This is a genomic window from Micropruina sp. (assembly GCF_047606665.1).
GTDB lineage: Bacteria > Actinomycetota > Actinomycetes > Propionibacteriales > Propionibacteriaceae > Micropruina.
In genome coordinates this window covers 242636-268979 of sequence record NZ_JASGEF010000007.1, presented here as the reverse complement: position 1 = coordinate 268979, position 26344 = coordinate 242636, and the positions used below count along the sequence as shown (strand labels likewise).

The following is a 26344-nucleotide window of genomic DNA, read 5'->3' as shown; positions in this document are numbered from 1 at the left end:
GGTGGTGTACCGACCCCTGTTGCGGGTCTTCCGCGTCTCTCGCGGGAACTGCTCGTTCTCCATAGCTAGATGCAACCAGTCAATGGTGCTGGTAGGCGAGCTGATCAGGGGTTCGTGCCGAGGTTCCAAAGGGCGGGGGAAGCAAGATCCGACGCGGAAGGTGACTTGCGTTCCCGTTCAGAGACACCGTCGAGAACGCGTCACACGAGGTGGAGCGCATCTCGCATGGAAACCTCCCCCAGTTTCCATGCGAGATCCTGTACAACTTGCCCATGGACGTGAGAAGTACCCCACCGTCGGCACAGACTAGGAAAGTGCTGCCATTCCGTCAGAGGGTCCTGAGCCTTCAGGTGCAGTCAGTTCGCTCTAGGTTGGCGCTCTATGCACTTCTGGACCAATGTGGGCTCGACGCGCTCGACGCCTCCGGGCGCTTGCCAAGGGAACTCTGGCTCGCCGACCATGGTCCGCTCAAGCCGCAGCAGTTGAGGGACGCGTTCGAGGCATCGCGGCAGCCGACCATCGCTGCGGATGGACGGAGCGGGGTAGCCAGGCTGGTGTGGGAGGCGAAGTGCTGGACGTTCGAGCCGCATCATGACGGATGGGTTCGCGAGCAGAAGGCGCTGCGGCTCCGGCCGCAGACGCAGGCGGAAACCTACCTTGCCATCTGCGCCCAATGGGCCTTGGCTCACCCGGCTCTAGCGATGCTTGGAGTCGGTCCCCGCCTCCCCGAGCGGGCTCGCGATACGTTACGAAAACTCGCCACCCGTGCTGAGACCCGCGATATCGCCGACAACGAGCGCATTCTGTTGGATTGCGGAGAGCGTCTCATCGTCCTCACGCTCGATTCTTCGATCGATAAGGAGGTGGCGCCAATGCTCAATGCGATCCGCGGTGATTTGGCCACTGTCAGATTTTCTGATGGGCTAGCTGATGAGGCTCAGAAACTGCTTGCCGCGATTGGCCGGTTCATGTCGTTGGCTGCGAACGCCACGGCGAGTTCGACCTCCGATCGAGTTGTCCTTGCCGCACTGGAAGGCGCAGTATCGGCCCTTCGTGCACTCACTCTCCAGGAAGACGATGTCAATGCATGAAGCAGCCAGCCAATTGCCGAGCAACAAGCAGGCTCTCGAGGAACTGGCCATGCGCCAGGCCAGGGAGATCGAACTATCTGCCCGGCTGGAGACCGTCGAACGTATCCGAGTGCGCGGGCAGCGTGTCCTCGCCGAGTTCAGTCGGCTCTATCGGGATGCGGTCGCTGAGTTGGGTCCCGATCATGCAATCTCCTTGGGAGCGGAGAAAGGATTGATCTTGGAGCAGCGGAACAAGGACGGGTCGGCGCTTACTGCCCGTCGACTGGCCGACCTCGCCAGCAGGTGTTCAGCCGTACTGGGCGAGGATGAGCCGATCACGCGAGCGGCGTCCGCTGAGGCGGTCAGATTCTCCCGGTACGCGGGAAACACTATGTGGCGACAAGACTATGAGCGCCTCATTGTTGAGGCAGAGGTTAGATATGGAGTTGATTCTAGGCTCGCCAGCATAAAACGCAGCAATCTCTCGGTAGCGCTGAATGAGTGGGGTCAGTCGGAGGCGGATCGTGAAGAAGCATATCGAATCGCAGTACGCGAGTGGCAATGGCGTCTTGATACCTATGGTCCAGATAGTCCCTTCCCCTATGTTGCCGCCGCCAACGCGCTCAGCGCGGCCCTGAGGGCGCTACAATATGGAAAGCCACTTATGGACAATCGAAAGCTGCAAGATCAGGCTTTGAATGTGTATGAGCAGAGACTGAGACTTCTCGGACGTGAACACGAACAGACGCAGAATCTTTTTGTCACGCTCCATTCTGTCCGTTCCGAACTCGGCCATAACGACGCTCGCTGGCAGTTGCTCAGCGTTGTTGGGAATGAACACGAAGGCCGGGTTACTACCGGAATGCCAGAAAGTCTACCTCTGGCGCTCAGTCGTGCTTTCGCCCTTGCGGGTGATCTTGAATCTGCCAAGACGTGGATGGATACGGTGCGGGAGATACTTGAGCGAAACCATGGAGCAGATGCCCCGAGGACAACCGGTGCGATTGCGTTCCTTGAGCGAAGTATCCTAGCCGTCAACTAGGTCACCTAGCTTGTCTAGCAGCAGTGCCCCGGACCGGCAGGGAATCGGAACCGCAGCCAGCCCTTCATCGATAGATGTCCCGTCGATGTCCGACCTCGATCGTGAGTACCACGAGTTCAGCGTCTCGAATCTCGCAGAGCACGCGGTAGTCACCCACGCGGTAGCGCCACTTGCCCGTCAACCCCGCGGTGAGACCTTTGCCGGTCGTACGTGGATCGTCACATCCGTCGATGTTCTTGTTCAGCCACGCCACGATGATGCGCCGAACCCCCGGGTCGAGCTTGCCCAGCTGTTTGTCCGCCCGGCGAGAGTAGAGCAGCCGCCACATCTAGAGGTACTTCGCCGCGATCTCGTCGGCGGTCAGCGTCTGCGGGTTCGCATCGAACTCGCGCTTCGCTTCGTCCCACGCCCTGAGGTCGAGTTCGTCCTCGACCCGCTCCAGCGCCGCGGTGCGGACGAACTCGGAAACGGACATTCCGAACGCCCTCGCGTAGTCGGCGAGGAGCGCTTTCTCCGCCTCGGCAAGCCGCAATGTGACCGTGGTCGTCGCCATGTCTACCTCCTGTGTTACAGCGTAACACCACGCCCGAGGCTCGAGCCGTCCGCCACCCAAACGATCAGGGCCCGGCGATCGCGCGGACAGAGCAAGCCGCCTCGGCCACCGTCAGGCCACTGGCGTCAAGCAGGGCCTCGCCGTCCCGGAGCGCCATCCCGGCCTGCGCATTCCCCTGTGCGAGCACCGAATCGAGGACGAATTCGGGCGCGGCAACGAGATCGTCCCCGGCCAGAACCACGCCACTCCCTTCACTGCGATTCCGGATGCGCTCGCGCCGGGCTCCTTCGTCGGCGAGTATCCGAACCCAGGCAAGACCAGCTGAGCCCAGCGTCCGACGCACGGCACCGGGGTCGACCGGCAAGGGCGCGACGATCACCACCTCTTCGGCACCGACGTCTCGAAAGACGAGCGCGAGTTCTGCCGCGTTGCGTGCACCGACATCGTTGCCGCTGTTCCATGTGAAGCTCAGCTGCGCGACGTCGAGGAAACCTGTGCGGCGCCCCTGGCTCCACGCCTGGGATGCGACGGCCCAGCCGACACTCGACGTCCCGGCTCCGCGCGGCCCGCACAGCCACAGCACACGCGATGTTCCGCCGTCACTCCGACGCTCCCGACCGAACTCCTCAGCGAAGGGGGCGGCTGAACGAAGCGATGGGACCTCAGCCAGGGCTCCGAGCACATCGGACGCCGTCTGATGCGGCGCTCGATCACCCGTCTCGAGCCGAGCCCAGCTCGGGTCCGCACGATTCGACTCGGATGCGCCGATGGACGCCACCTCGGCTACGCGCTCGCTCGCCCAGCCACGCGTCGCCAGACGCTCGCCCAGAACGGCCTCGGGTGCGTCCAGCCAGAGAGATCGCGTGGGAAAGTCGCAGGCAGGCGGCGGAGTGTCGGCAGATGCGACCCCGGACACGATCAGGCGTCCGACGCCAGCAGCCGCGAATGACCTTGCCAACCGTCGGAGTGCGCGCTCTTTGAGCCGCCAACGGTCCGGGTCGTCAGCTGGAGCGGGATAGCACATGCCGAGTTGGTCGATGTCGAGATACGCGACAGGCCCGCCGGTTTCAGCAACCCGCCGAGCGATCTCCCACGCGACGGTCGACTTCCCGACACCGGGCGGCCCAGCGAGCCGCAGAATCTCCACGCCCCCAGCCTACGGGCGGGCTCACACCCGATCGCTGCCGAGCTTCTCCAGCAGCAGCGCCTCGGCCAGGCAGGCCTTGGCGAAGTCGTCCAGATGCAGCGACTCGTCGATGCCGTGCATTCGGGAATCCGGGTCGCAGACCGCGGTGACCACGACCTCCGCCGCGGGGAATGCCTTCTGGAAGTCGGCCACCATCGGGATCGAGCCGCCCTGTCCCATCTGCACTGGCTCGATGCCCCAGGCTTCGACGAACGCGTCGTGGGCCGCGGCGGCGATCGGGCCGTCCGCCGGCACCGTGGTGCCGGCGCCCTGCGAGCCGTCCGTGACCCGCACCCGCGCACCCCACGGGGCGTGTGTCTCCAGGTGCCGGGCCAGCGCGGCCATCGCGGCGTCCGGGTCGGCGTCCGGCGCGATCCGGACGCTGATCTTGGCCCGCGCCGACGGTGCCAGAGTGTTCGAGGCGTCCGCCACGCTGGTGGCGTCGATGCCGATCACGGTCGCGGTCGGCTTGGTCCACAGCCGTCCGGCGATCGGCCCCTCGCCCAGCAGCCGGACGCCGTCGAGCACCCCGCTCTCGGCCCGCAACCGGTCTTCGGGGTAGTCCAGTCCGGGGTCGGGCATGGCGCTCAGGCCCTCGATCGCGACATTGCCGTCGGCGTCGTGCAAGCTGGCCAGCAGCCGGCACAGCGTGGTCAAGGCGTCCGGCACCGCACCCCCGTACTGCCCGGAATGCAGGGCGTGATCGAGGGTGGAGACCTCGACCACGCAGTCGACCAGGCCCCGCAGCGTCGTGGTGAACGCCGGCTCGCCGACGTTCCAGTTGGCCGAATCGGCGATCACGTAGGCGTCCGCGGCCAGCAGATCGCGGTGCCGCTCCATGATCGTGGCCAGGGACGGCGAACCGACCTCTTCCTCGCCCTCGATGAACAGCGTGACGCCGACCGGCGGGGTGCCGCCGAAGGCCCGCAGCACGGCCAGATGCATGATCACGCCGGCCTTGTCGTCGACCACACCACGGGCGAACAGCCGCTCGCCGTTGCGCCGCACCCGGAACGGGTCGGACGTCCACAGCGCCAGGTCACCGGTCGGCTGGACGTCGTGATGGGCGTACAGGCACACCGTCGGGGCACCTTCGGGGCCGGGGAACCTGGCGATCACCGCGGGCTGGCCGCCTTCGGCGACGATCCGGACGTCGTCGCAGCCGAGCCCGCGGACCTGCTCGACGATCCATTCCGCGCTGGCCCGGACGTCCGACGCATGACCCGGCAGAGCGCTCACGGACCGGATGGCGACCAGCGTTGCCAGGTCGTCCAGGGCACCGGGAAGAACGGCGTCGACAGCATCGGTGAGGGTCATGCCGGCACCCTACTCGGCGGGTCGGACACCGTCGGCCGTCCCGGAGAACCGGCGTCCGGCTCAGGTCGCGCCATGCCCGGCCGGCGACCCGGCGTGCTTGGATGGGAGTCGTGGAGATTGCCGAGATCACTGTCAGCGAGTTGCCCGACGACGCCGTCGTCCTGGACGTCCGGGAGCCGGCGGAATGGGCGGCCGGTCACGTCCCCGGCGCGGTGCATATTCCGCTCGGTGAGGTTGTCGGACGCCTGTCCGAGTTGCCCGAGACCGACGGCCCGCTGCCGGTGATCTGCCGCTCCGGCGCCCGCTCGGAGCGGGTCGCGGCCTACCTGCTGGCCAACGGCGTCGACGCGGTCAACGTGGCCGGCGGCACCCTGGCCTGGGCGCAGGCGGGCAAGCCGCTGGTCGCGGACAGCGGTGATCCGTACGTGATCTGAGCCTGGTTTGGGTGTGCCGTGACGGCTCGGCAAGATGGCGGCATGAGTCTCGATGCAGCCAACCCGTTTGCCCAGCCGTCCACGCTGCCCTACCAGCTGACCCCGTGGCGCGACGTCCGGGCCGAGCACTATCTGCCGGCGGTCGAGGCGGGCATTGCCGAGCGGCTGGCCGCGTTGCAGGCGATCGCGGATGACCCGCAACCGGCCACGGTGGCGAACGTGATCGATGCCTGGGAGGCGTCCGGGCAGCTGCTGAGTCGGACCCTCGGGGCGTTCTGGACGGTCCAGCCGGCCGACACCAACGAGGAACTGGACGCCATCGACGCCGCGATCTCGCCGATGCTGGCCCGCTACAGCGACGCCATCTACCTCAACCGGGCCCTCTACGAGCGGGTCCGGACGCTCGACGAGCGAGTCAGCTGCGGTGCGGTGGAGGCCGATCAGCAGGCCCGCTACTGGCTGGAGACCCACCTGCGCGACTTCGTCCGCGGCGGGGTCGCGCTGGCCGACGACGACCAGGCACGGCTTCGGGAACTGAACGCGAAGCTGGCCGAGTTGACCTCCGCGTTCGGTCGGACGGCGCTGGCCGGCTCGAACGCGGCCGCGGTGCATGTCACCGACGAGGCCGAGCTGGCCGGAGTCTCCGAGGCGTCCAAGGCGGGCGCCCGCGCCGCCGCCGAGGGCCGCGGCCTGGAGGGATGGCTGCTGGAACTGGATTCGTGCACCCCGCAGGGAATCCTGTGCGAGGTGTCGGACGCCGGGCTGCGCCGCCGCATCCATCAGGCTTCCGTGGGCCGCGGCTGGTCGGGCGAGCACGACACCCGCGCGCTGGTGGTCGAGATCGCCCGGTTGCGTGCCGAGCGGGCCACCCTGCTCGGCTTCCCGCACCACGCCGAGTACGTGGCCGCGGACGCCTGCGCCAAGACGTCCGAGGCGGTGCGCGAGATGCTCGGACGACTCGTGCCGGCGGCGGTGCGCAACGCGCACGCTGAGGCGTCCGATCTGCAGCAGCTGCAGGACGAGCCGCTGCAGCCGTGGGACTGGGAGTTCCTGGCCGAGAAGCTGAAGGCCGAGCGCTACAGCTTCGACTCCGCGCTGCTGCGGCCGTATCTGGAGTTGGAGCGGGTGCTGCACGAAGGCGTGTTCGCCGCCGCCACCGCCCTGTTCGGTGTCACCTTCGCCGAGCGCGACGATCTGATCGGCTACAACGACGAGGTCCGCGTGTTCGAGGTTCTGGACGCCGACGGCACCCGGCCCGACGGTACTGGGCTGGGACTGTTCCTGGCCGACTACTACACCCGCGCCGGCAAGCAGGGCGGCGCCTGGATGAACAACATCGTCGACCAGAACCACCTGCTCGGGCAGGCACCCGTGGTGGTGAACAACCTCAACATTGTCAAGCCGCCGGCCGGACAGCCCACGCTGCTCAACTGGGACGAGGTGAACACGATGTTCCACGAGTTCGGACACGCCCTGCACGGCCTGCTCTCCGACGTCCGCTACCCCTCCCAGTCGGGTACCGAGACGCCGCGCGATTTCGTCGAGTTCCCGTCCCAGGTGAACGAGATGTGGGCCTTGGACGCCGGACTGCTGCGTCGCTACGCCGTTCATCACGAGACTGGCGAGCCGATTCCGGCGGCCTGGATCGACGCGCTGAAGCGGGCTCAGCTGTTCAACCAGGGGTGGGCCACCACCGAGATACTGGCCGCCTCGCTGCTCGACCAGGCCTGGCACTCGTCGCCGATCGACGAGCTACCGGACGGCCCCGACGGCGTCGCCGATTTCGAGGCCAGGGCGCTCGCCGCCGCCGGCGTGGACTATCCGCTGGCCCCCACCCGGTACCGGTCCACCTACTTCAAGCACATCTTCGAGGGCGGCTATGCGGCCGGCTACTACAGCTACCTGTGGTCGGAGGTGCTGGACGCCGACACCGGCGCCTGGTTCCTCGCCAATGGCGGCCTGACCAGGGAGAACGGTCAGCGTTATCGGGAGCGGCTGTTGGCTCGTGGTGGATCGGTCGACGCCATGGACGCCTACCGCGACTTCCGCGGCGCCGACCCCGAGATCACCCATCTGGTGGTGCGGCGCGGGCTCGCCGACTGAACCTGGGCTTCGGCGCCGGCACCCGCTACGTAGTTGTGCCACCTCCGAAGGCCGTTGCTAGTGGCACTTATCGGTACGAACACACTGTCCCGAGTGGAGGAGCTATCCCCATGCTGTGCCGCAAGAACGTCGCCGAACTCACCGCCGCCGAGAAGGCGGAACTCGTCCAGGCCTTCCTGGACCTGAAGGATCCGATCAAATCGCCCAGCCGGATACCCGCGGCGGCCGCCGCGGTCAGCGCCGGCGGGGGGACGCCGAACCGCTACGACGATTACGTCTGGCTGCACAACACGGTCAGCGCCGGCGCCCACCGCGGGCCTGCCTTCGGGCCGTGGCACCGCGAGTTCCTGCATCAGATCGAGTACGACCTGCAAGTGGTCAGCGGCAACCATCACCTGACCATCCCGTACTGGGACTGGATCACCGCCCGTACCTCCAGCGATGCCGGCTGGCCCTTCACCAACGACCTGCTCGGTGGCTTCGGCAACGCCGGACCCGGCCCGACCACCGGTTTCGTCACCTCCGGGCCGTTCGCCGACCCGACCACCTGGCGGATGAACATCCGCCGCTCCGGCGATGCCGACCTGACCCTGAAGCGCTCCAACGGCGCGCCGCTGGCCGGCGATCTGCCCACCCGTGCCGAGGCGCTGCGTGCCTTCGGCATCGCCGTACCGTCCGGCCAGACCTGGCCGAACGTCTACGACAGCGCGCCCTGGAACGACATCTCCCCACCGACCAACGCGCAGGTGTTGGCGTCCTTCCGCAAGTATCTGGAGCGGGTGCTGCACGACGGCGTCCACGTCTGGATCGGCGGCGCCTGGGAGATCAACGCCTTGGGTCAGCCCGGTGACGGCGGCCACATGACCTTCCCGTCGGTGTCGGTCAACGATCCGGCCTTCTGGTTGCACCACTGCAACGTGGACCGGCTGTGGTCGATCTGGCAGCGCAAGCTGGGTGTCGCTTCGGAGTTCCAGCCGCAGGCCGCCGGCACCGCCAATCTCGGCCACAACGGCGACGACACGATGGTCAATCTCGGCACCGCCGCCTGGTTCGCCGCGCCGATGTTCTCCACGCCGAACGCCAACGAGGACCACCACGCCGTCGGCTACTGGTTCCACAGCGACCTGCCCGAGGTGAGCCTGGACACCCCGTCTGTGGCGTTCGGCTCGGTGCCCGAACTGCTCACCACCTTCCATCCGGTGCAGTTCACCGTCCGCACCTGCCGGCAGGTCCGCTTCGAACTGACCGCGGTCACCGGTGCCGGCTTCAGCGCGCCGGCCGGACAGGGCATCGTCACCGTGGAGCACGACGACCATGCCGAGACGGTGACCGCCAGCGTCTTCGTCCAGTTCCAGGCGTCCGGTCCGATCGGCGTCCCACAAGCGGGGACGGCGACCGTCCGGGCCTTCATCGTGGACGACGACGGCTACGACGCCGCCAATCCGGGCGACGAGTACGACCTGGGCAGCTGGGTGGTGGACCTGTCCGCCACGCCGGTGACCAGGCCGCGGGCCGCGGTCTCGCTGGTGCTGGACCGCTCCGGGTCGATGTGGTCCTCGGCGGGTGCCGCCGGATCGCGCTACGACCTGCTGAAGGAGTCGCTGACCGTGCTGCGCGACGTGATGCGTCCGATCGACGGGGTCGGTGTGGTCACCTTCGACGACGTCACCGCCGTTCTGGACGGGATCACCGAGATGGGTCCGGCGCCCACCGCGCCCGGCTCGGGACGCGAGGTGCTCGAATCGGCGGTCGCCTCACCCGAGTTGGAGCCGCGCGGCATGACCGGCATCGGCCAGGGCATGATCGACGGCGCCGGCGTACTGGACGCCGAACGCGGCAACCCGGCCACGCTCTACCAGCAGTTCGCGCTGTGCGTGCTCACCGACGGCAACCAGAACCAGTCGCCGGGGGTGACCGATCCGCCGGTGACGGCCGCGATCGCGCCGTACGCCGATCAGGTGTACGCGATCGGTCTGGGCGATCCGGGTGGTGTCAGCGACGCCGTGCTCACCTCGATCTCGCGCTACATGCTGATCACCGGTGACATGACGGCCGCCGAGCGCCGGTTCCGGCTGACCAAGTACTTCATCCAGATCCTGGCCGGGGTGACCCGCACCGCGATCGTCGTCGACCCGCAGGGCGATCTGGCGATCGGCAGCGAGCACACCGTGGCATTCACGCTGGGCGAGCTGGACCACCAGGTCGACGTGATCGTGCTGTCGCCGTTGGCGCAGCTGCTCGACCTCACCCTGGTGGCGCCAGACGGCACCACGATCGACGGCTCGTCCGGTCTGCCGACGGTGGAGTACCAGCAGAACGCCGACGACGTCTTCTACCGGCTGACGCTGCCGGTCGACCCGCGGATCGCGGCGTCCGGGGAGTGGAAGGCCGTGCTCAGGCTGCCGAAGGACGTCGTGGAGAAGCTCCGCGGACGCGACGACCTGCGTGCCCGGATGGCGCAGTTGAGGCAGACTGGCACCGTCCCGTACAGCCTGATCGTGCAGAGCTACTCCGACGTCCAGCTGGACGCCGAACTGGCACCGTCCCTGGTGATCGCCGGCGACAAGCTGGAGCTCCGGGCCACCCTTACCATGTTCGGACGCCCGTTCACTGGCCGGGCACGGGTGCTGGCACGTGTCACCGATCCGTCCGGTGCCGAGACGCTGATCGCGTTGCGCGCAGCCGGCGACGGCACCTTCGGCGGCGCCCTCGCCACCGGGAAGCCGGGCGTCTACTCGGTGCGGTTCGTGGCCACCGGCGGCGACCGGCGGGCGGCCGTCTTCCAGCGCGAGGAGTTGCGGACGGCCGTGGCCTATCGGGCCGAGATTCCCAAGGGGGAGGGCCGGCCCGAGGACGACAAGCGTCCCAGCCGCGATGTTCCGGTGGGGGACGATCGGGACAAGGAGCGCGACGAACGGCGCACGGAGGAACAGGGCCAGAAGGAGGCCGAGAAGATGAGCGAACGCAAGGAGCGCGGTGCCGGCGTGACCCGGGCAGCCGCGGCGACACCCGTGCCGGACGCCGAGCTGCTGACCCGGCCCGAGGTCGAGGCGGCGGCCCAGCCGCACGACCACGGGCACGACGAGCACATGCATCACGACCACGACGCGATGTTCTTCCAGCCCTGGCGGCTGGGTGCCGACGGCGAGGTGCACGAGGTGCCGTTGGAGGACCTGAAGCGCGACACCAGCCGCTTCGTCGACGGACGCGATCCCGGCGTCGGCACGGACGGCGTCCGCCCGGCACCGCATGACCACGACGGCGGTGGCCACGAACACTGACCCAGATATCGACGGGCTCGACCAGCAGCTGGTCGAGCCCGTCGAAATTGGAGACCCAACGGCGCCTCGAAATCCCGCACAGATGGGTGTGTAGGCTCATGTGTAAGGAGGTGCACATGGCCACCAATCTCGCCATCGATCCGGAGCTGCTGAATCACGCGGTCGCGGTCAGCGGGGCGCGGACCAAGAAGGAGGCGGTCACGATCGCCCTGCAAGAGTTCATCGCTCGTCGGGAACGGGCCACGATCGTCGATTCGTTCGGCACCCTCGACTGGGACGTCTCCTACGACCACAAGGCCGATCGCCGCACGCGTGACGCCCGGTCGAGTGCCGTCGAGTGAGTGGACTGCTGGTCGACACCAGCGTCTGGTCGCTCGCCTACCGACGCGATGTGCCGCCGGGTGCGCCGGAGGTCGAGGCGCTGCGGTCGGCGCTCCTCGGCGGGGAAGAGGTCGCCGTGACCGGCATGATCCTGCTCGAGTTGCTGCGCGGCTTCGTCCCGGACGCCGCACGCCAGCGGATCGTCGCCGATCTGGCTCACGTCCAACTTCTCGAGCCGACCCGCGACGACTACGCGGCAGCTGCCGACCTGGCCACGACATGTCGGCGTTCAGGCGTCCAGATCGGATCGGTGGATGCGCTGATCGCGCAACTCGCCATCGCCCATGACTGCACGCTGCTCAGCACCGACGCCGACTTCGCCCATGCCGCGCGGGTGATTCCGCTCCGGCTGTGGTTCAGGGAGCCTCCCGTCGCCACAGTGCATCAAGCGGGAGCGCCATGATCCGGTCGGCGACCAGGCGGGAGGTCTCGCCGGTGTGGAGCACGTACCCGCCCACAAACCGATTCCCCAGTTTGTCGCGAAGCAGCGCCAGGCCGGTGAGGTCCTTCGGATGCACAGTGGCGGCAGCCTTGACCTCGATGCCGACGACCCGGCCGTCGGGAGTCTCCAGCACCACATCCACTTCGACCCCGCGCTGATCGCGGTAGTGGTACATGTTCGCCCGCTGAGAGCTCCAGCCGAGTTGACGGCGCAACTCACCCACGGCAAGTCCCTCGAGCAGACCACCCGCAGGGCTGTTGGTCACGGTGGGCCCCAGTGCATCCGGCACGACCCCCAGCAGGCTGGCTGCGAGGCCGGTGTCGAGAAGGAACACCTTTGGCTGCTTGACTTCGCGGGTTGTGAAGTTCACCGCCCAGGCCGGCAACACGTGGATCAGGAACAGGGTCTCGAGCAGCCGGACGTAAGGATCGAGGGTCGTCCGAGGGATTCCCGAGTCGCTCGCAAGAGAACTCCAGACCATGCCGCTCCCGCTGCGCGCCGCAATGAAGCGCAGCAGTCGGGGGAGGTCGGCAAGACGCTGCAGGCCGGAGATGTCCATCGCATCGCGGTTCACGATCTGCGTCACATAGGTGTCGTACCAATCTCCGCGACGGGTCGCGCTCGACCGCGCCAGCGCCTCCGGATAGCCGCCCCGACACGCGCGTTCCAGATACTCGTGCCGAGTGAGGCTGCTCCGATGCCCGAGGAGTCGTCGTCCGCTGAACGCGGCATCGATGAAGGAGCCCGGCTGTTCCTCAAGCTCTGCCTGGCTCAGCGAGTGGAGCGTGAGCGGCTGTGCGCGTCCGGCGAGCGATTCATGCGTGGCGGAAAGGTCGAGGAGGTTGGCGGAGCCAGTGATCAGATACCGTCCAGGCCGCTTGTCGCGATCGACGGCGGCCTTGAGTGCGACGATCAACTCCGGAACGCGCTGTACCTCGTCGATCACCAGCAACCCTTCCGGAAACTGGGCGACGAAACCCACCGGGTCTGCGGACGCGAAGCGTCGCACGTCTGAGTCGTCGAGAGTCGTGAGGTAGCTCGTGCGCCGCCCGGCGATGTGCTCGGCCAGCGTTGACTTCCCCACTTGCCGGGCACCCTGCAACACAACGACCCGAGTGTCGCTCAGAGCGTCCTCCACTCGCGGGAGAAGCAGTCGTTCGATGACTCCACCACCAGCCGTCATCGCCCGATGATACCGTAACTCGTCATTTTCCCACCGAGTACTCGTCATTTCCCCATCTGGCGGTCGTCACTTTCCCAGGCGGGTCTCGTCGACGTGCTACCGATGTTCTTCGATGATCCGCTTCAGCAGTTCGGCGTCCGCGGGGATCTCGGTGACCTGGCGGGGGAGGTCCTCGATGCCGACGAAGGCGTCCGGACGCTCCGGCTCGTGGCCCAGCGCCTCGACGATGGTGGCCGAGAATTTCACCGGCAGCGCGGTCTCGGTGACGATGATCGGGCCGGCGATCGAGTCGCGCAGGTCACCGGCGACCTTGACGGCGTCCGCGCTATGCGGATCGATCACCACGCCATCGGACGCCTCGACCTTTCGGATGGTGGCCAGCCGGTCGGCGTGGGTGGACGTTCCGGAGACGAAGCCGTACCGCTCCCGGATCGTCGCGAACTCAGGTGTTCCGGAGAGGTCGATGAGGCCTTGCTCGGGTAGTTGCCGGGTGAACAGGTCGGCGACGCGGGCGCCGTCGCGTCCGAGCAGGTCGTAGACGAACCGCTCGAAGTTGCTGGCCTTGGAGATGTCCATCGACGGGCTGGAGGTCTCCTCTGCACCGGCCCGGACCCGGTAGACGCCGGTGCGGAAGAACTCGTCCAGCACGTTGTTCTCGTTGGTGGCCAGAATCAGCGTGTCGATCGGCAGCCCCATCTCGCGGGCCACGTGGGCGGCGCAGATGTTGCCGAAGTTGCCGGTCGGGACGGCGAACGACACCCTGGACGCGGCCTCGCCGGAGGCGTCCAGGGCAGTCGTCACCCGCAGATAGGAGACGACGTAGTAGACGACCTGGGCGACCACCCGTGCCCAGTTGATCGAGTTCACCGCGCCCAGGTGGTGCGCAGCCTTGAACGCGGCATCGCCCATCACCGCCTTGACCAGATCCTGGCAGTCGTCGAAGACGCCCTCGACGGCCAGGTTGACGATGCGCGGGTCGTCCAGGCTGAACATCTGGGCTTGCTGGAAAGGACTCATCCGGCCTTGTGGCGACAGCATGAACACGGTGACGCCGTGGCGTCCGCGCATCGCATACTCGGCCGCCGAACCGGTGTCGCCCGACGTGGCGCCGAGGATGGTCAGGGTCTGGCCGCGGCGGGCCAGTTCATATTCGAAGAACTGGCCGAGCAGCTGCATCGCCATGTCCTTGAACGCAGCCGTCGGCCCCTCGGAGAGCTTCGCCAACCAGATGTCGTCCGACAGCGGCAGCACCGGCACCACCGGATCGCCGAACACGTCGGTGGAATAGGCGCGTTCGCAGATCGCCCGCAGGTCGGCGTCCGGAATGTCGTCGACGAACAGGCTGAGCACCTCGAAGGCGACCGCCGGGTAGCCGTCCGACTGCAGCAGTGACCGCCAGCGCCGGAGCGTCTCGGCAGTCAGGCTGGGGTAGTGCTCAGGCAGGTAGAGGCCGCCGTCCGGGGCGAGGCCGTCGAGCAGGATGTCGCAGAACGGCAGTCCGGAGTCGGGTTCGGTGCCGCGGGTGGAGACATAACGCACCCGCCGAGCCTATCGGGCGGTCTGAGCTAGCGGCGGACCAGACCGGACTCGTAGGCGAGCAGCACCAGGCCGACCCGGTCGCGGCAGTGCAGCTTGGCGAGCAGGCGTCCGATGTGGGTCTTCACGGTGCCCTCGGCCATGTACAGCCGGGCGGCGATCTCGGAGTTGGTGGCGCCGGCGGCGATCTCGATCAGCACCTCGCGCTCCCGGTCGGTGAGGACGTCGAGCCTCCGATCGGCGCCCGGTGAGGTCGGCAGGGTGGGCACCACCTGGTCGAGCAGCCGGCGGGTCGCGGACGGCGCCATCACCGCATCGCCGGCCGCCACATTGCGGATCGCGCTGAGCAGATCGGTCGGCCGGGCGTCCTTCAGCAGGAACCCGGACGCCCCCGCCTTGAGCGCCGCGAACACGTATTCGTCGACGTCGAAGGTGGTCAGCACCAGCACCTTCGTGCCCAGTCCGGCCTGGACGATCTGCCGGGTGGCCTCCACGCCGTCCATCACCGGCATCCGGATGTCCATCAGCACCACGTCGGCCGGCTGCGCGGTCAGCGTCCGCACGGCTGCGGCGCCGTCCGGGGCCTCGCCGACCACGTCGAGATCGTCTTCGGCCTCGATCAGCATCCGGAAACCGCTGCGCACCAGCGCCTGATCGTCGGCCAGGAAGACCCGGATGGGGGGGCTCATCGATGTGCTCCTTGTCGGTTGTGAACAGGCAGGACGGCGCGGACCACGAACCCGCCCAGGGCCAGCGGATGCGCCTCCAGCCGGCCGTCCATCGAGGTGACCCGCTCGGCCATGCCGCGCAGGCCGTGGCCGGGGGTGGTCGTCACCTGCTCGGGGCCGGGTCCGTTGTCGACGATCTCCACCATGATCTCGGTGGCGCCGTAGGCGAGCGTGACGACGGCGGTCGCGGTCGGTCCGGCGTGCTTGAGGAAGTTGGTCAAGGCCTCTTGCACCACGCGGTAGATGGTCAGTTCCAGAGCGGGCGACACCCGTGGCGGTTCGCCATGGACGACGAGGGTGGCCCGGTCGGACGCCCGGTGCACCAGTTCGGGAATGTCGGCCAGCGAGGGTGCGGGCTCCCAGTCGGCGCCCCGTCGCTCGGGCTCGGACCGCAGCACGCCGACGATCCGGCGCATCTCGCTGAGCGCCTCGCGTCCGGTGTCGGCGATGGTGTCGAGGGCTGCGACGGCGGCGTCCGGACGTTTGGTGGCCAATGCTCGGCCGCCCTCGGCCTGGACGATCATCACCGACAGCGAGTGCGCGACGATGTCATGCAGTTCGCGGGCGATGGTGGCGCGGGCGCGAGATTCGGCGAGCCGGGCCTGCTGTTCGCGTTCGGCCAGCAGCAGGTGGTACCGCTCCTCGGCGGCCGCGATCCGGTCGGCGTGGGCCACCGTTGACTCGCGCACCCGGCGTCCGATCGCGTAGGGAGTGACGATCAGGCCGAGGCAGACGAACGCCGACAACACGAACAGCACGATCGCCCGCGCGCTGATTCCGAAACCTTCCGTGGCGCTCGACCAGCGCAGGGGGCCGATGACCGCCCCGAGGGCGCCGATCACCACCACGGAACGGGCCCACCGTCCTGATACCCAGCGGGCCACCGAGTAGGCGACGATCGGCAGCACCACCAGCGTCGCGGTGAAGGTGTTCACCACGATCACTTGGACGATCCCGGCCACGGTGCACCCGGCCAGCATCAACAGCGGCGAGTGCCGGCGCAGCAGCAGCGGCAGCACCATCAAGGTGAGAGTCGGCACCAGCACCAGACGCGGAATCGAGTTCCAGTTCGAGAAGATGGCGAACGGCAGCACGGTGACCGTCATCATGGCGAGCGTGAGCAGGCCGTCCATCACCCAGTCGTGCCTGGTGGCACCGGGTGGGAAGACGAGTTCGCGCGCGTTCATCGCCCCAAGAGTAGGCGTACGACCACCGAGTCCCGCGGGGTGCGCTGCGCCACCGGTTGCGCAGTGCCATAGGTTGCGCAGGGAACCTAGCCTGGTCCCATGCGTAGCCGGAGCGATCGCCTGGTGGCGGTGGCCACCCTGGGCGCATTCGTCGTCGTCACCGGTGTGCTGGGCCTGGTCTCGCTCTACCTCGGCGCGGTGACCCAGGCGCTCTCCGAGGTACCGCGCAGTTCCCCGCTGCCGGACTATCCGGGCCGGCCGAGTCCGTCGGTCGTGGCGGACGCCGCGGCCCCGCTGCGCTACCTGGTGCTGGCTACCGACAATGACGGCCTGGCCAGCGTCCAACTGGCGCAGCTGTCCGCGGGGCGTGACCGCCTGCAGCTGCTGGGGCTGCCGTCCAATCTCCTGGTGCCGGACGCCGCCGGCGCCGAGACGACGCTGACCAGCCTGTTCGCCGCCAACGGGGGCGCCGGCGTCTTGCGGTCGGTCGAGGCGTTGCTGGGGACGCGGATCGACCACCTGGTGCAACTCCGGTTGGACACGTTCCTCCAGGTCATCGACGTGATCGGTGAGGTCCGGGTGCAGAACGAGGCCGAGCGGTCGGCGGGGGGGTGGAACTTCCCGTCCGGCGAACTGCCGCTGTCGGCACGGGAGGCAGTGGTCTATCTGACCTCCAATCGGCAGCCGATGACCGAGTTGAGGCGCACCGAAGAGGTGTTCGTCGAGATTCTCCGCGGTGTCGTCAGCGGTGACGCGCTCACCTCCCCGGCCAAGGTGGAGAAGATCGGCACCATTCTGCGCGGCTGCGTGACCGTGGACGCCGGGCTGACTCCGGGCGAGATCCGCCGAACCGCGATCGACGTCCATCTGGCGGCAGAGAGCATCGTCGGAATCCCACTGCCGATGGAGGGGGTCAGCCAACTCAACGGCGCACCGGTGACCGTCGCCGACCAGACCCGGCTCGCCGAGTTGGCGGGCGCCATCGCCACCGACGAGGTGGACATCTGGGCCGGCCGGCAGACCGATCCGTGGCGCAGCCTGCCGACGTTGCCACCCCGCTGACGCTCCGCAACTCCCTAGACTTCCGGCGTGAAGACTCTGCTCGGGCTCGCGGTCGTCGTGGCTGTGCTGGTCGGCGTCCTCGAACCGCGGCGGCGTAGACGCGACCGGGTGGCGGCCACCTGGGCGGCGGAGACGGACCGGACGTGACCCAGGACGCGTTCGACGTGCTGGTGGCCGGCATGGTGTTCGCCGACGTGGTGTTCACCGACCTGCCGATGCCGCCGGCGCCCGGAACCGAGGTCTGGGCCGGCGGCATGGGCACCTCGCCCGGCGGCATCGCGAACCTGGCCGTGGCGCTGAGCAGGCTGGGGCTGCGGACGGGACTGATCGCCGGGTTCGGCGACGACGGTTACGGGCAGTGGTGCCGGCAGGTGCTGACCGACCAAGAGGGTGTCGACACCTCGATGTCGCCGACCTTCGAGGGCTGGCACACCCCGGTCACCGTCTCGATGGCGTATGCCGGGGACCGAGCCATGGTGACCCATGGTCATGAGGCGCCGGTGCCGTCGTCGCGGCTGATCGAGCGGAGGACGACGGCCCGCGCGGTGATCGCGGAACTGGACGGCGACCCCTGGTGGCAGGAGCTGCGGGCCGCCGGCGCGCTGGTCTTCGCCGATGTTGGTTGGGACGGCACCGGGGCCTGGGATCCGTGTGTGCTGGACCGGCTCGGCGGCTGCCACTGCTTCATGCCCAACGATCGTGAGGCGATGGCCTACACCCGGACGCACACCCCCGAGGAGGCGCTGGAACTGCTCGGCGACCGGGTCCCGCTGGCCGTGGTCACCCTGGGCGCGGACGGCGTGATCGCGCACGAATCCGGTAGTGGGACCTGGGCACGGGTGCCGGCGCTCCCGGTGATCGCGATCGACCCGACCGGGGCAGGGGACTGCTTCGGCGCGGCGTTGGTGGCCGGCACTTTGGCCGGCTGGCCGTTGGACGTCCGGCTGAAGTTCGCCGCGCTGACCGCAGGTCTGGCGGTGCAGCAGTTCGGCGGGGCGCTGGCGACGCCCGGCTGGGGCGACGTCGCCGATTGGTGGGCAGAGCAGCACCGAGCGGCGGAGTCCGGTGACCCGGTGGCCCGCAAACTCCGCGATGACTACGCCTTTCTGCCCGACATCATGCCGGCCGGGACCCCGGCGCGGGTGCGTCGTGCCGAGGCCACGATCGCGAAATTCGCGCACCTGCCGACGTCCGGAAGTTGAGTTCCACGATGTCTTTGCCGCCACGGGGCCCGGACTTCCCCGAGGTGTGGGCGGCGCTCGCCGTGCGATTCCTGCTCAGACTCCGCTCCCTGGTGCGGCCGTACTGGCCCGGCAGCCGGTGGCCGGATAGTGGGGCTGAGCCGCGGGATCGTCGCCGTTGTCACGTTGCGCGTTGAACTGATTCAGGATGATCATTTCCAGTCATGTGCGAGCCAGCGCGCGTTCCTACCCTCGAAGGAGTCGAGCGGTAAGGAAGGGCAATCACATGACAGGTACAGCGCAGACGGCCGATGCAGGCGGCGCCACCACGCCGACGCAGCGCCAGGTAGCAGCGGTGATGGCGTCCGGCGAGGTCACGGAGGTAGCGAGCCGCCTCCGGCAATGGCGGATTCTGCTTCCCGGGACGGGACGGGTTCTCCGGCAGAAGCCTGAGTTCGGCGTGCACAGTGACCGCAACTTCGCGCTCCACGGCACGGTTCTGGATCGATACCTCCAGAACGAGCACCAGACCTTCGGCATCAACCTGGGATGGACGGACGACGCCACCGTATCCACGCGGACCAAGGTCACAAGGTGGTTCGTCGATAGTGCCGCAGAGGGCGACATCCCGGTCACATACGGTGAGCGCGTCGCGCTCGGGAACGGCGGGGATCCGTCCTTCATCCGCTATGCGCGGCGCCGCAGCGGCATCAACCTGGAGTGGTCGGAGACGGCGGCCTATCAGTGGCGCCTGCTCGGGGGTGTGCCCGGCACGCCGATCAAGGATGGAGATCGAGTCGCGATCTACAACGAGCGGGCCGGATCCGACGACTCGGATGGGAACTTCCTCATCTACTTCAACCGCACTGTTGGCGGCGACATCGGCTGGCCCGACAGCAAGTCCTGGTGGCAGCAGCTCAAGGCAGAACTCCCTGGCATCGCCTGGTCCATCGCCAAGAAGGCGGCGAAAGCCCACTTCGGCCTGGAGCAGTGAGGTGTCCGCTCGAGTGCACAGTCGTCGTGGTGCGTCGGCCCTCGTTGCGGTCGGCATCGCGACGGCGATCGCGATGGCCGGGTGCATCGTCTTTGGGGTCGTGGCTGCCTTCAACCCGGCCATTCCGGCCGCAGTGTCCGACCTGACAAAGACGCTGCTGCAGGTCGTCGGCGTGGCATTCCTCGGCGCGTGCGCATCGCTGCTGACCACTCAGTTTCAGAACCGTCACGCCGAGCTCGCAGCGGAGGATGAGTTGCGCCGCGAGGCGCGGCGACATACCGAGGAGGCACTCCGCACGCTGCTCACCGAGGCGATCGATAACTATCATCGCGTCAAGCGAGCCCGCCGGACGCTACGTGCCAAGACCGGTCCGGTCGATCGAGGCGTCCTGGATATTGCGTCGTACGACGAGTGCATGAGCGTCCTCATGGATGTGCAGTTGGAGTTGGAGCAGTGGAAACGCTTCACCAAATCACTGCCCGCCTATCAACAAGTGGTTGTGTCGGCCAGTCGGCCTGATGGGCGCCCGTCCACGCTCGCCGACGAGTTCGCGACCGCTGAACGCTTTCTCAACGAGGTGCTCGATGAGTACGCCGCCAGCTGGAGGTCGGTGCGTGACGCCTCGACCGGGCTGCCGCTGAGCAGGTTTCCAGTCCTATGCGCCTTCTTCGACTCGGCGAGCTTCAGACCAGGTGCCGCGATCCCGTTGAGCCGTATCCAACACGCTGTCGCGGCATCCCTCACCATGACGGCGGACGACATCGACAGTGCGGAGTCAGGTCGAGCAGGACGGTGATGGGGCCCACGGCGATTGGTCCGCAGCTTGTGGACCAATCGCGTCGAGCCTGGGCCAGGCGGCCGCGAACATCCGCATGTGCTTCCGGTTCGTCGGGCGACCAGCCCCGGATGACTTCGGTGTTCGCCGCCCGCGTCGCTCGGAACTAGGTCGTGCGAATCTCCGATGGGATGTGACGGTAGCGGCGGCCACTGACGTTTTCGGCGAGAGCGTCAACCGATCGATTCGGCGAGACCGATCAGCAGGCCTTCGGGACCGCGGATGTAGCAGAGCCGATAGACGTCCTCGTACTGGACGACCTCCCTGCTGACCAGCTGTGCACCGTGTGCGTAGAGCCGACGCAGCGTGTCGTCGATGTCGTCCACCTCGAACATGACCCGGAGGTAGCCGAGGGCGTTCACCGGCGCGTCGCGGTGATCGGCGATCACCGGTGGTGCCAGGAAGCGGGAGAGTTCGAGCTTGCCGTGGCCGTCCGGGGTGCGCATCATCGCGATCTCGACGCTCTGATCGCCCAGTCCGGTGACACTGCCGGCCCATTCGCCCTCGACCATGGCGCGTCCCTCGAGTTCCAGGCCGAGCGCACCGAAGAATGCGATCGCGGCGGTGAGGTCCTCGACGACGATGCCGACATTGTCCATTCTGATCGCCATCCGGCGATCCTATGCTCGTCGGATGACGCGGTCGGAGGGAGCGCCGGTGATATCGGAGACACGCGAGACGTCCATGGCGCCGGACGAGGTCTGGTCGCGGCTGGTCGACGTCGAAAGCTGGCCCTCGTGGAGCGCGTCGATGGAGCGGATCGAGCGGCTGGACGAGGGCCCGCTCCGGGTGGGTGCCAAGGCCAGGGTCACGCAACCGGCCGGCCGCCCGGCCATCTGGGAAGTGACCGTGCTGGACGCCGGGCGCGAGTTCACCTGGCAGAGCCGGCAACCAGGGGTCACGGTGGTCGCCCGGCATATCCTGCGTCCGACGCCGACCGGCACGCACATTCTGCTCACGCTGGAACTCCTCGGGCCGCTGGCCTGGCTCGGACGGCTGCTCGCCGGCCGCCGGATCGCCCGGTACGTCCGGATGGAAGCCGACGGTCTCGCTGGCGTCGAACCGGAGCGGTGAACCTGTTCGGGTAGTTCCAGTACGACCCGGCCACCACCCTTGGGCTGCATAGGATCGCCGTGTGACTTCGTGCAAAGTCGTGCTGTTCGATCTCGATGACACTCTCACTGACCGGCCGGAATCCGTCCTGCGCTATGCGTCGCGGCTGCGCCGAGACTTCGCGGGCCGCATCGGGGATGTGGGCGTTGCGGAGATCGTGGACGTGATCACGTCCGTGGACGAACGCGGTTACGCGCCTCGCGAGCAGGTGTTCTCGACGCTGCTGAGCCGGATTGCGTGGAGAGAACGGCCGGAGATCGCGGACCTCGCGGAACACTGGGCCTTGTTCTTTCCGCTCGACACGGCACCGCGCGAGGGTGCTATCGCCACGCTGGAATTATTGCGCGAGAACGGCTTTGCGCTGGGCATCGTGACGAACGGGCCTGTGGCGATGCAGGAAAGGAAAATCTCCTGCCTCGGCATCGCGAAGCTGATGAATGCGATCGTGGTGTCGGGCGCGGTAGGCGTCCACAAGCCGCATCCGCGGATCTTCGAGGTGGCGCGCGGTCACTTCGACTGCGCGAGTGACCGCATCTGGTTCGTGGGTGACCATCCGCGTAACGACATTCTCGGTGCCGCAGCGGCAGGGTTCGCACCGGTGTGGTTGCGCGGCATACATCCTTGGCCGGAAGGAGTGCCGCCGCCGCGACATCAGATCGATTCGCTTGTCGAGGTTCTCCCGACCGTTTGCCCGGAGTAGAACGCGCCCGAAGCCAGCTACCGGCACCCCGTCACGGGGGGTGGGCCGATAGCTCAGCGGGCGCTCAGCGCAGCCCTCGCGACGCCAGTAGCGGATTGTGGATTCTGACCAGTGACGAGCCGGCCGTCCGCGACGACGTTCTCGGTGAAGTCCGGGCCGGGAATGTGGGTGGCACCTTTGTCGGTCAATGCGTCCGCGAGCAGAAACGGCACGACATGGGTCAGGCCGACGGCGGCTTCCTCGCTGTTGGTGAAGCTCGTCACCCGCTTGCCGGCCACCAGCGGCTGCCCGTTGGCGAGGGTGATGGTGACCAGTGCGGCCGGGCCATGGCAGACCGCCGCAACGACGCCGCCGGCCTCGTACACGGCGCGGCCCACACGGGCGACGTCGGGTGAGGTCGGGAAGTCCCACATGGTGCCGTGGCCGCCGACGAAGAACACCACGTCATAGTCGTCCGGGCTCACCTCAGCCAGGCTCGGCGTATTCCGCAACTGCGCGGCGATATGCGGATCGTTGAGAAAGGCGCGCTGCGTGGCGTCGTCCTCATTGCGGCCGTCCTCGGGCGGTGTTCCGCCGGCGACGGACGCCACATCGACGGCGTAGCCGGCGTCGGTGAACACCCGCCAGGGTTCGGCGGCTTCGCCGATGTAGTAGCCGGTCGGGCGAATGCCGCCAAGGTCGTTGTGGCTGGTCAGGACAAGAAGGGCACGAGAGGCGTCAGTCGTCGGAGTGCCTTCTCTGGAGCGGAGACGACCCGGACGGGTCGCGTCCCACGGTAGGAATCAGTGGTGCTCCGGCCGTAACCGGAAATCCGATGAGGGGTATCGGTATCCCGGTGACTTATTAGTCGGACGCCTCATCCGCTATCGCGACGATCGCGTCCCGCACCGCCCTCACCGCGGCGTCCGGCATGCCGCTGGGCTTTCGGGTCGCGACGAACAATGTGTTCAACGGAGCAACCTCGGGGGAGTGCAACGCGACCAGGGCACCCGACGCCAGACGCGGGCGGACGAGGTAGTCCGGAAGCACCGTCATGCCGGCACCGTCCAGGGCCAGCCGCAGCAACGTGCGGAGGTCCGGGGCGATGAGGGTGGTGCGCAGGCCGTCCGGACGGCGACCGAACACACTGCGCCAGTAGCGGCGGATGATCGGCAGCTCCGGGCCGTACGACAGGATCGGGATGGCATCGAGGTCACTGGCGGACGGCCCGGCCCAGCGCGGATGGGCGACCAGCGCGAATTCCTCGTCGTAGATCGGTTCGGACGACAGATCGGCACCGCGGGCCGGAAGCGCGCTGACCAGCACGTCGATCGCACCCACCACGCAATTCATCGATCAGCTCGTCGGCCAACCCGAACCGCGCCGTCACCCGAAGTCCGGACGGCAGACGCTCGGCGAGCCCGGGCAGAATCACCTCCGACAGGAACTCGGCCGGGCCGCCGACGAACACGATCCGTTCCGCGTCCCCAGCTCCCTCGCTCAGCCCGACCGCTGCCGCGAGGGCATCGACCGGCCCGGCGATCCGGGCAGCCAACTCCCGGCCCCGCTCGGTGGTCCGGACGCCCGCCGGGCTGCGGTCCAGCAGCGGATAGCCAAGGTTGCGTTCCAGCCGGGCGATCTGTTCGGACACCGACGACTGGGCCATGCCGAACTCGTCCGCGGCCGCCGAGAACGAGCCTGCCCGGAACACCGCCACGAACACCCGCAACGCGTCCCACGAGATCGTGGATCCAGCCACATCACTCCTCTGCTCGACCTCTCGGGCGACCATTGTCGCGGACGCCGACCGCCCTGCCTGTGGAACCTCTCACCTTCGGCCGGCGATGAGTGCGGCCGTGGCGAGCAGGGCCAGATCGAGCGGAAGCGCTCAGGTCATCGCATCCTGTGCCCCCGGTGATGCTGGCGAGGGCCTGCACCGAGCTTCTTCCGGGGGATCTCGCCGCCCGCCACGCTACGACGCTCGGCTGGCCCTTGGGAGCGAACAACGCCGATGCGGGCGCGACCCAGGTCCAGGCAGCCGAGAGGAGGCCCGAGCTTCTTCAGAGTTTCTGTCTTTATGGTGTGCACGCTCATGACAGAAACTGTCTATAAAACTCGATCCCATCGGCGACGCTCTGCGGCACGTTGCCGAGGGAGCTACGGCTGCTTCGCTTGAGACCGAGACCCTCGATTTCAAGCGCGACCCCCACACGGTGACCGGACGGGGCGCGTCTGGGAACCCCCAGGCCCGACTCGTCGAGGAGTTGGTCAATGCCGTTGTGTGCTTCGCGAACACTCGTGGCGGACGCATCATCCTGGGGGTCAGCATGTGGCCGTCACCTCCAAGTCTCAGTCCTCAATGAGCCGCTTGCCGAGCATGAGCACCTCACCGATCTCGTAGCCAAGTGCGGTGTAGAAGCCACATGCCTGCCGGTTGTCTGCCCGCACCATCAGCTGGGTCTTGGGGCAGCCCAGTGCTTCGAGGCGCCCCTCGACCTCGGACACGAGCGTGCGGCCGAGGCCCCGACCGCGGTGGGATGGTGCGACCGCCAGGTAGTACATCCAGCCACGGTGACCGTCATAGCCAGCCATCACGCTGCCCACGATTCTCGCGTTTCCGCGCTCCTCCGCGACGAGAAATAGTTCGGGTTGCACCGCGAGCTTGCGAGCGATGTCGGCGCGCGGATCGTTCCACGGACGGGTAAGGCGACAGGTCTCCCAGAGGCTAACGGTCTCCTCGGTGTCCGCCGCGCTGAACTCGCGTATACGTAGGTCCACGTCGTCGGTAGGCATGAAGAGAAGATAGAGCAGGGACGTCGGCGGAAGGCGACCCGGATCAGCCTGGCAGTTGGTAGTCCAGTTCCAATCGGTGGGTGCCGTCCGGGTCGACGACCAGTTCACCAGTGCCGGCGATTCCGGTCAGTTCGCCAGTGCCGCTGGTCGGCACGATCACGAAGATCGGAGACAGCCGATCCGTCCCGGTGGTGGTCGCGCTGTGCCCGAAGACGAAGCAGCCGGACTTGCCGTCGATCTCGGCTTGGAAGGATTCCAGTGCCAGATAGGTGCCGGTACCCGTGGCCTGGTCGAAGGCCGCGGTGAAGATCGTCGACGACTGGCCGTTCACCGTGGCGGTGAAAACCTTCCGCATCATCGCCACGGGTGCCGAACAGCGGTTCGTGGTGCGAGGCGCGGTTGCGGGCGTTGTTGATCGTTGTGAGAGAGCGTTCGAGCGCGATGCGGCTGGTCTTCTTCGGCCAGGCACGGTGTAGGTAGGGCACCCACAGCGTCTTTTCCGTGCGCGGCATCGGTGCAATGCCGCCAGAAGCCGAAGGAGAGTTCGGCAATCACTTCTCCTGGTTTGGCGGTGGCTCCGCCGCAGCGGTGGATCGCATCGGCGACGGTGCCCCGGTACAGATCCAACGCCCGCTGAGTGTCACCACCGGCTTTCATGCAGGTAGCGAGCGAACCGCGGAGTGGAGAGCCAGGTCTCGACCCACTCGGCGGCCACCTTGTGACCGGGCGTGGATTGGGTCATGCGGCCGCTTTCAGCGTACGAGCGGTATGTCAAAGCCCCGGCGAGATGTAGTTCGGTCTCCCGAACCAGCGCTCCACCGGGGCGTCGCCAACGAGAGTAGCACGCAGGCTCGGGCTTCCCGACGGCCTGGATTCCGATCGTGACATGCAGTGGAGACGAAGGGACTCGAACCCTCAACCTCGACCTTGCAAAGGTCTTGCGCTGCCAATTGCGCCACGTCCCCGGTCGTGCCCACGGGCGTCGATGCGCCCGGAACCCCAGTGATCTTAGCCCCAATCCGTCGATCTGCGCCTACTGCGCGACCTCAGCTGGGCGCACTGGCTTCGCCGGCCCCCGCTCGACGTACGACCAGGTACGCCATCGCGTGCCTGGCTTGCCATTGCACCCATCTGGCGCCGCTCGCTACGGCGCCCATCGGCGGCTCGGGGCTAGCCCGCGCCGTGCTCGGACGCCCAGTCGAGCGGTGGGCGGGTGCGAGCGGCGTCCGGCGTCCTGGAGCAGG

27 protein-coding genes, 1 tRNA gene and 1 pseudogene are annotated in these 26344 nt (G+C 67.7%); 14 read left to right on the top strand and 15 right to left on the bottom strand.

All coding sequences use genetic code 11. From position 1 onward, the window contains the following. The first annotated feature begins 371 nt into the window (after nucleotides 1-371). Together QM619_RS02155 and QM619_RS02150 are read left to right on the top strand one after the other, a co-directional pair. Nucleotides 372-1091, top strand: coding sequence for a hypothetical protein (locus tag QM619_RS02155; RefSeq protein WP_415103823.1), 720 nt, complete (start codon nucleotides 372-374; stop codon nucleotides 1089-1091). Then, nucleotides 1084-2112: a hypothetical protein gene (locus QM619_RS02150; protein ID WP_415103821.1), complete on the top strand. Its 1029-nt coding sequence runs from the start codon at nucleotides 1084-1086 to the stop codon at nucleotides 2110-2112. Before QM619_RS02155 ends, QM619_RS02150 begins: the two co-directional genes overlap by 8 nt. A 64-nt stretch (nucleotides 2113-2176) precedes the next feature. Here QM619_RS02150 and QM619_RS02145 read toward each other — a convergent pair whose 3' ends face one another. The 4 genes from QM619_RS02145 to QM619_RS02130 all read right to left on the bottom strand — a co-directional run bounded on the left by QM619_RS02145 (nucleotide 2177) and on the right by QM619_RS02130 (nucleotide 5168). After that, a complete protein-coding gene (locus QM619_RS02145; RefSeq protein ID WP_415103819.1) occupies nucleotides 2177-2440 on the bottom strand; it encodes a type II toxin-antitoxin system RelE family toxin in 264 nt (87 codons plus the stop codon). Continuing rightward, nucleotides 2441-2665: a type II toxin-antitoxin system RelB family antitoxin gene (gene relB / locus QM619_RS02140; RefSeq protein ID WP_415103817.1), complete on the bottom strand. Its 225-nt coding sequence runs from the start codon at nucleotides 2663-2665 to the stop codon at nucleotides 2441-2443. Nucleotides 2666-2729: 64 nt separating this feature from the next. After that, nucleotides 2730-3812: an AAA family ATPase gene (locus QM619_RS02135; protein ID WP_415103815.1), complete on the bottom strand. Its 1083-nt coding sequence runs from the start codon at nucleotides 3810-3812 to the stop codon at nucleotides 2730-2732. A 21-nt stretch (nucleotides 3813-3833) separates the two neighbouring features. Continuing rightward, entirely contained in the window at nucleotides 3834-5168 is a 1335-nt protein-coding gene (locus tag QM619_RS02130) for a dipeptidase (protein ID WP_415103813.1), read from the bottom strand. A gap of 110 nt (nucleotides 5169-5278) precedes the next feature. Between QM619_RS02130 and QM619_RS02125 the strand changes: the two genes are divergently transcribed. The 5 genes from QM619_RS02125 to QM619_RS02105 all read left to right on the top strand — a co-directional run bounded on the left by QM619_RS02125 (nucleotide 5279) and on the right by QM619_RS02105 (nucleotide 11770). Next, on the top strand, nucleotides 5279-5602 hold the full coding sequence (locus tag QM619_RS02125; RefSeq protein ID WP_415103811.1) for a rhodanese-like domain-containing protein: 324 nt from the start codon (nucleotides 5279-5281) through the stop codon (nucleotides 5600-5602). Between the two features lie 42 nt (nucleotides 5603-5644). Then, nucleotides 5645-7705, top strand: coding sequence for a M3 family metallopeptidase (locus QM619_RS02120; RefSeq protein WP_415103809.1), 2061 nt, complete (start codon nucleotides 5645-5647; stop codon nucleotides 7703-7705). Nucleotides 7706-7815: 110 nt separating this feature from the next. Beyond that, nucleotides 7816-10986, top strand: coding sequence for a tyrosinase family protein (locus tag QM619_RS02115; protein WP_415103807.1), 3171 nt, complete (start codon nucleotides 7816-7818; stop codon nucleotides 10984-10986). Nucleotides 10987-11102: 116 nt separating this feature from the next. Then, complete coding sequence (locus QM619_RS02110) at nucleotides 11103-11327, top strand: type II toxin-antitoxin system VapB family antitoxin (RefSeq protein ID WP_415103805.1); 225 nt, start codon at nucleotides 11103-11105, stop codon at nucleotides 11325-11327. Continuing rightward, on the top strand, nucleotides 11324-11770 hold the full coding sequence (locus QM619_RS02105) for a PIN domain nuclease (RefSeq protein ID WP_415103803.1): 447 nt from the start codon (nucleotides 11324-11326) through the stop codon (nucleotides 11768-11770). Before QM619_RS02110 ends, QM619_RS02105 begins: the two co-directional genes overlap by 4 nt. On the opposite strand, the gene QM619_RS02100 is transcribed toward QM619_RS02105, so the two are convergent. The 4 genes from QM619_RS02100 to QM619_RS02085 form a co-directional block, all read right to left on the bottom strand. After that, nucleotides 11724-12992, bottom strand: a complete 1269-nt coding sequence (locus QM619_RS02100) for an ATP-binding protein (protein WP_415103801.1) — start codon at nucleotides 12990-12992, stop codon at nucleotides 11724-11726. The two genes, QM619_RS02105 and QM619_RS02100, sit on opposite strands and share 47 nt — an antisense overlap. Nucleotides 12993-13088: 96 nt before the next feature. After that, on the bottom strand, nucleotides 13089-14531 hold the full coding sequence (thrC, locus tag QM619_RS02095; protein ID WP_415103799.1) for a threonine synthase: 1443 nt from the start codon (nucleotides 14529-14531) through the stop codon (nucleotides 13089-13091). 26 nt (nucleotides 14532-14557) lie between these two features. Next, entirely contained in the window at nucleotides 14558-15217 is a 660-nt protein-coding gene (locus tag QM619_RS02090) for a response regulator (protein WP_415103797.1), read from the bottom strand. After that, entirely contained in the window at nucleotides 15214-16443 is a 1230-nt protein-coding gene (locus tag QM619_RS02085) for a sensor histidine kinase (RefSeq protein WP_415103795.1), read from the bottom strand. Before QM619_RS02085 ends, QM619_RS02090 begins: the two co-directional genes overlap by 4 nt. Before the next feature lie 99 nt (nucleotides 16444-16542). Here QM619_RS02085 and QM619_RS02080 point away from each other — a divergent pair, with 99 nt between their 5' ends. From QM619_RS02080 to QM619_RS02065, 4 genes are all read left to right on the top strand, one after another. Continuing rightward, nucleotides 16543-17505 carry an LCP family protein gene (locus QM619_RS02080; RefSeq protein ID WP_415103794.1) on the top strand — a complete coding sequence of 321 codons (963 nt, stop codon included), beginning with the start codon at nucleotides 16543-16545 and terminating at the stop codon, nucleotides 17503-17505. A gap of 143 nt (nucleotides 17506-17648) precedes the next feature. Then, entirely contained in the window at nucleotides 17649-18707 is a 1059-nt protein-coding gene (locus QM619_RS02075) for a carbohydrate kinase family protein (protein ID WP_415103792.1), read from the top strand. Between the two features lie 265 nt (nucleotides 18708-18972). After that, entirely contained in the window at nucleotides 18973-19680 is a 708-nt protein-coding gene (locus QM619_RS02070) for a hypothetical protein (RefSeq protein ID WP_415103790.1), read from the top strand. 1 nt (nucleotide 19681) lies between these two features. Next, nucleotides 19682-20476 (top strand): hypothetical protein, encoded by a 795-nt coding sequence (locus QM619_RS02065; RefSeq protein WP_415103788.1) that lies wholly within the window; start codon nucleotides 19682-19684, stop codon nucleotides 20474-20476. Nucleotides 20477-20688: 212 nt separating this feature from the next. Here the strand turns inward: QM619_RS02065 and QM619_RS02060 are convergent, their stop codons facing one another. Further along, the gene (locus QM619_RS02060) at nucleotides 20689-21126 is read right to left on the bottom strand and encodes a VOC family protein (RefSeq protein WP_415103786.1); all 438 of its coding nucleotides are present in this window, start codon (nucleotides 21124-21126) and stop codon (nucleotides 20689-20691) included. Between the two features lie 22 nt (nucleotides 21127-21148). Between QM619_RS02060 and QM619_RS02055 the strand changes: the two genes are divergently transcribed. Further along, nucleotides 21149-21589, top strand: a complete 441-nt coding sequence (locus tag QM619_RS02055) for an SRPBCC family protein (RefSeq protein WP_415103782.1) — start codon at nucleotides 21149-21151, stop codon at nucleotides 21587-21589. Between the two features lie 61 nt (nucleotides 21590-21650). Continuing rightward, nucleotides 21651-22328 (top strand): HAD family hydrolase, encoded by a 678-nt coding sequence (locus tag QM619_RS02050; RefSeq protein WP_415103780.1) that lies wholly within the window; start codon nucleotides 21651-21653, stop codon nucleotides 22326-22328. Between the two features lie 53 nt (nucleotides 22329-22381). Here the strand turns inward: QM619_RS02050 and QM619_RS02045 are convergent, their stop codons facing one another. From QM619_RS02045 to QM619_RS02035, 3 genes and pseudogenes are all read right to left on the bottom strand, one after another. Then, a complete protein-coding gene (locus QM619_RS02045; RefSeq protein ID WP_415103931.1) occupies nucleotides 22382-22996 on the bottom strand; it encodes a type 1 glutamine amidotransferase domain-containing protein in 615 nt (204 codons plus the stop codon). Nucleotides 22997-23171: 175 nt separating this feature from the next. Next, nucleotides 23172-23660: a substrate-binding domain-containing protein gene (locus tag QM619_RS02040; RefSeq protein ID WP_415103778.1), complete on the bottom strand. Its 489-nt coding sequence runs from the start codon at nucleotides 23658-23660 to the stop codon at nucleotides 23172-23174. 265 nt (nucleotides 23661-23925) lie between these two features. After that, a pseudogene (locus QM619_RS02035) lies at nucleotides 23926-24099 on the bottom strand (helix-turn-helix domain-containing protein); the annotation flags it as partial. Between the two features lie 310 nt (nucleotides 24100-24409). Between QM619_RS02035 and QM619_RS02030 the strand changes: the two are divergent. Further along, nucleotides 24410-24670 (top strand): helix-turn-helix domain-containing protein, encoded by a 261-nt coding sequence (locus tag QM619_RS02030; RefSeq protein WP_415103929.1) that lies wholly within the window; start codon nucleotides 24410-24412, stop codon nucleotides 24668-24670. Here QM619_RS02030 and QM619_RS02025 read toward each other — a convergent pair. The 3 genes from QM619_RS02025 to QM619_RS02015 form a co-directional block, all read right to left on the bottom strand. After that, entirely contained in the window at nucleotides 24657-25100 is a 444-nt protein-coding gene (locus tag QM619_RS02025) for a GNAT family acetyltransferase (RefSeq protein WP_415103776.1), read from the bottom strand. The genes QM619_RS02030 and QM619_RS02025 overlap by 14 nt on opposite strands. 43 nt (nucleotides 25101-25143) lie before the next feature. Continuing rightward, nucleotides 25144-25569, bottom strand: a complete 426-nt coding sequence (locus QM619_RS02020; protein ID WP_415103774.1) for a DUF3224 domain-containing protein — start codon at nucleotides 25567-25569, stop codon at nucleotides 25144-25146. 423 nt (nucleotides 25570-25992) lie between these two features. Continuing rightward, nucleotides 25993-26065, bottom strand: a tRNA-Ala gene (locus tag QM619_RS02015). Nucleotides 26066-26344: the final 279 nt, after the last annotated feature.

What these genes read in the sequence shown, in the direction of transcription:
- QM619_RS02085 (WP_415103795.1), bottom strand. Translation starts at nt 16,443, where the DNA reads ATGAACGCGCGCGAACTCGTCTTCCCACCCGGTGCCACCAGGCACGAC.
- QM619_RS02090 (WP_415103797.1), bottom strand. Translation starts at nt 15,217, where the DNA reads ATGAGCCCCCCCATCCGGGTCTTCCTGGCCGACGATCAGGCGCTGGTG.
- QM619_RS02080 (WP_415103794.1), top strand. Translation starts at nt 16,543, where the DNA reads ATGCGTAGCCGGAGCGATCGCCTGGTGGCGGTGGCCACCCTGGGCGCA.
- QM619_RS02100 (WP_415103801.1), bottom strand. Translation starts at nt 12,992, where the DNA reads ATGACGGCTGGTGGTGGAGTCATCGAACGACTGCTTCTCCCGCGAGTG.
- QM619_RS02055 (WP_415103782.1), top strand. Translation starts at nt 21,149, where the DNA reads ATGACGCGGTCGGAGGGAGCGCCGGTGATATCGGAGACACGCGAGACG.
- QM619_RS02070 (WP_415103790.1), top strand. Translation starts at nt 18,973, where the DNA reads ATGACAGGTACAGCGCAGACGGCCGATGCAGGCGGCGCCACCACGCCG.
- QM619_RS02060 (WP_415103786.1), bottom strand. Translation starts at nt 21,126, where the DNA reads ATGGCGATCAGAATGGACAATGTCGGCATCGTCGTCGAGGACCTCACC.
- QM619_RS02115 (WP_415103807.1), top strand. Translation starts at nt 7,816, where the DNA reads ATGCTGTGCCGCAAGAACGTCGCCGAACTCACCGCCGCCGAGAAGGCG.
- QM619_RS02130 (WP_415103813.1), bottom strand. Translation starts at nt 5,168, where the DNA reads ATGACCCTCACCGATGCTGTCGACGCCGTTCTTCCCGGTGCCCTGGAC.
- QM619_RS02145 (WP_415103819.1), bottom strand. Translation starts at nt 2,440, where the DNA reads ATGTGGCGGCTGCTCTACTCTCGCCGGGCGGACAAACAGCTGGGCAAG.
- QM619_RS02120 (WP_415103809.1), top strand. Translation starts at nt 5,645, where the DNA reads ATGAGTCTCGATGCAGCCAACCCGTTTGCCCAGCCGTCCACGCTGCCC.
- QM619_RS02150 (WP_415103821.1), top strand. Translation starts at nt 1,084, where the DNA reads ATGCATGAAGCAGCCAGCCAATTGCCGAGCAACAAGCAGGCTCTCGAG.
- relB (WP_415103817.1), bottom strand. Translation starts at nt 2,665, where the DNA reads ATGGCGACGACCACGGTCACATTGCGGCTTGCCGAGGCGGAGAAAGCG.
- QM619_RS02025 (WP_415103776.1), bottom strand. Translation starts at nt 25,100, where the DNA reads ATGCCTACCGACGACGTGGACCTACGTATACGCGAGTTCAGCGCGGCG.
- QM619_RS02040 (WP_415103778.1), bottom strand. Translation starts at nt 23,660, where the DNA reads ATGAATTGCGTGGTGGGTGCGATCGACGTGCTGGTCAGCGCGCTTCCG.
- QM619_RS02110 (WP_415103805.1), top strand. Translation starts at nt 11,103, where the DNA reads ATGGCCACCAATCTCGCCATCGATCCGGAGCTGCTGAATCACGCGGTC.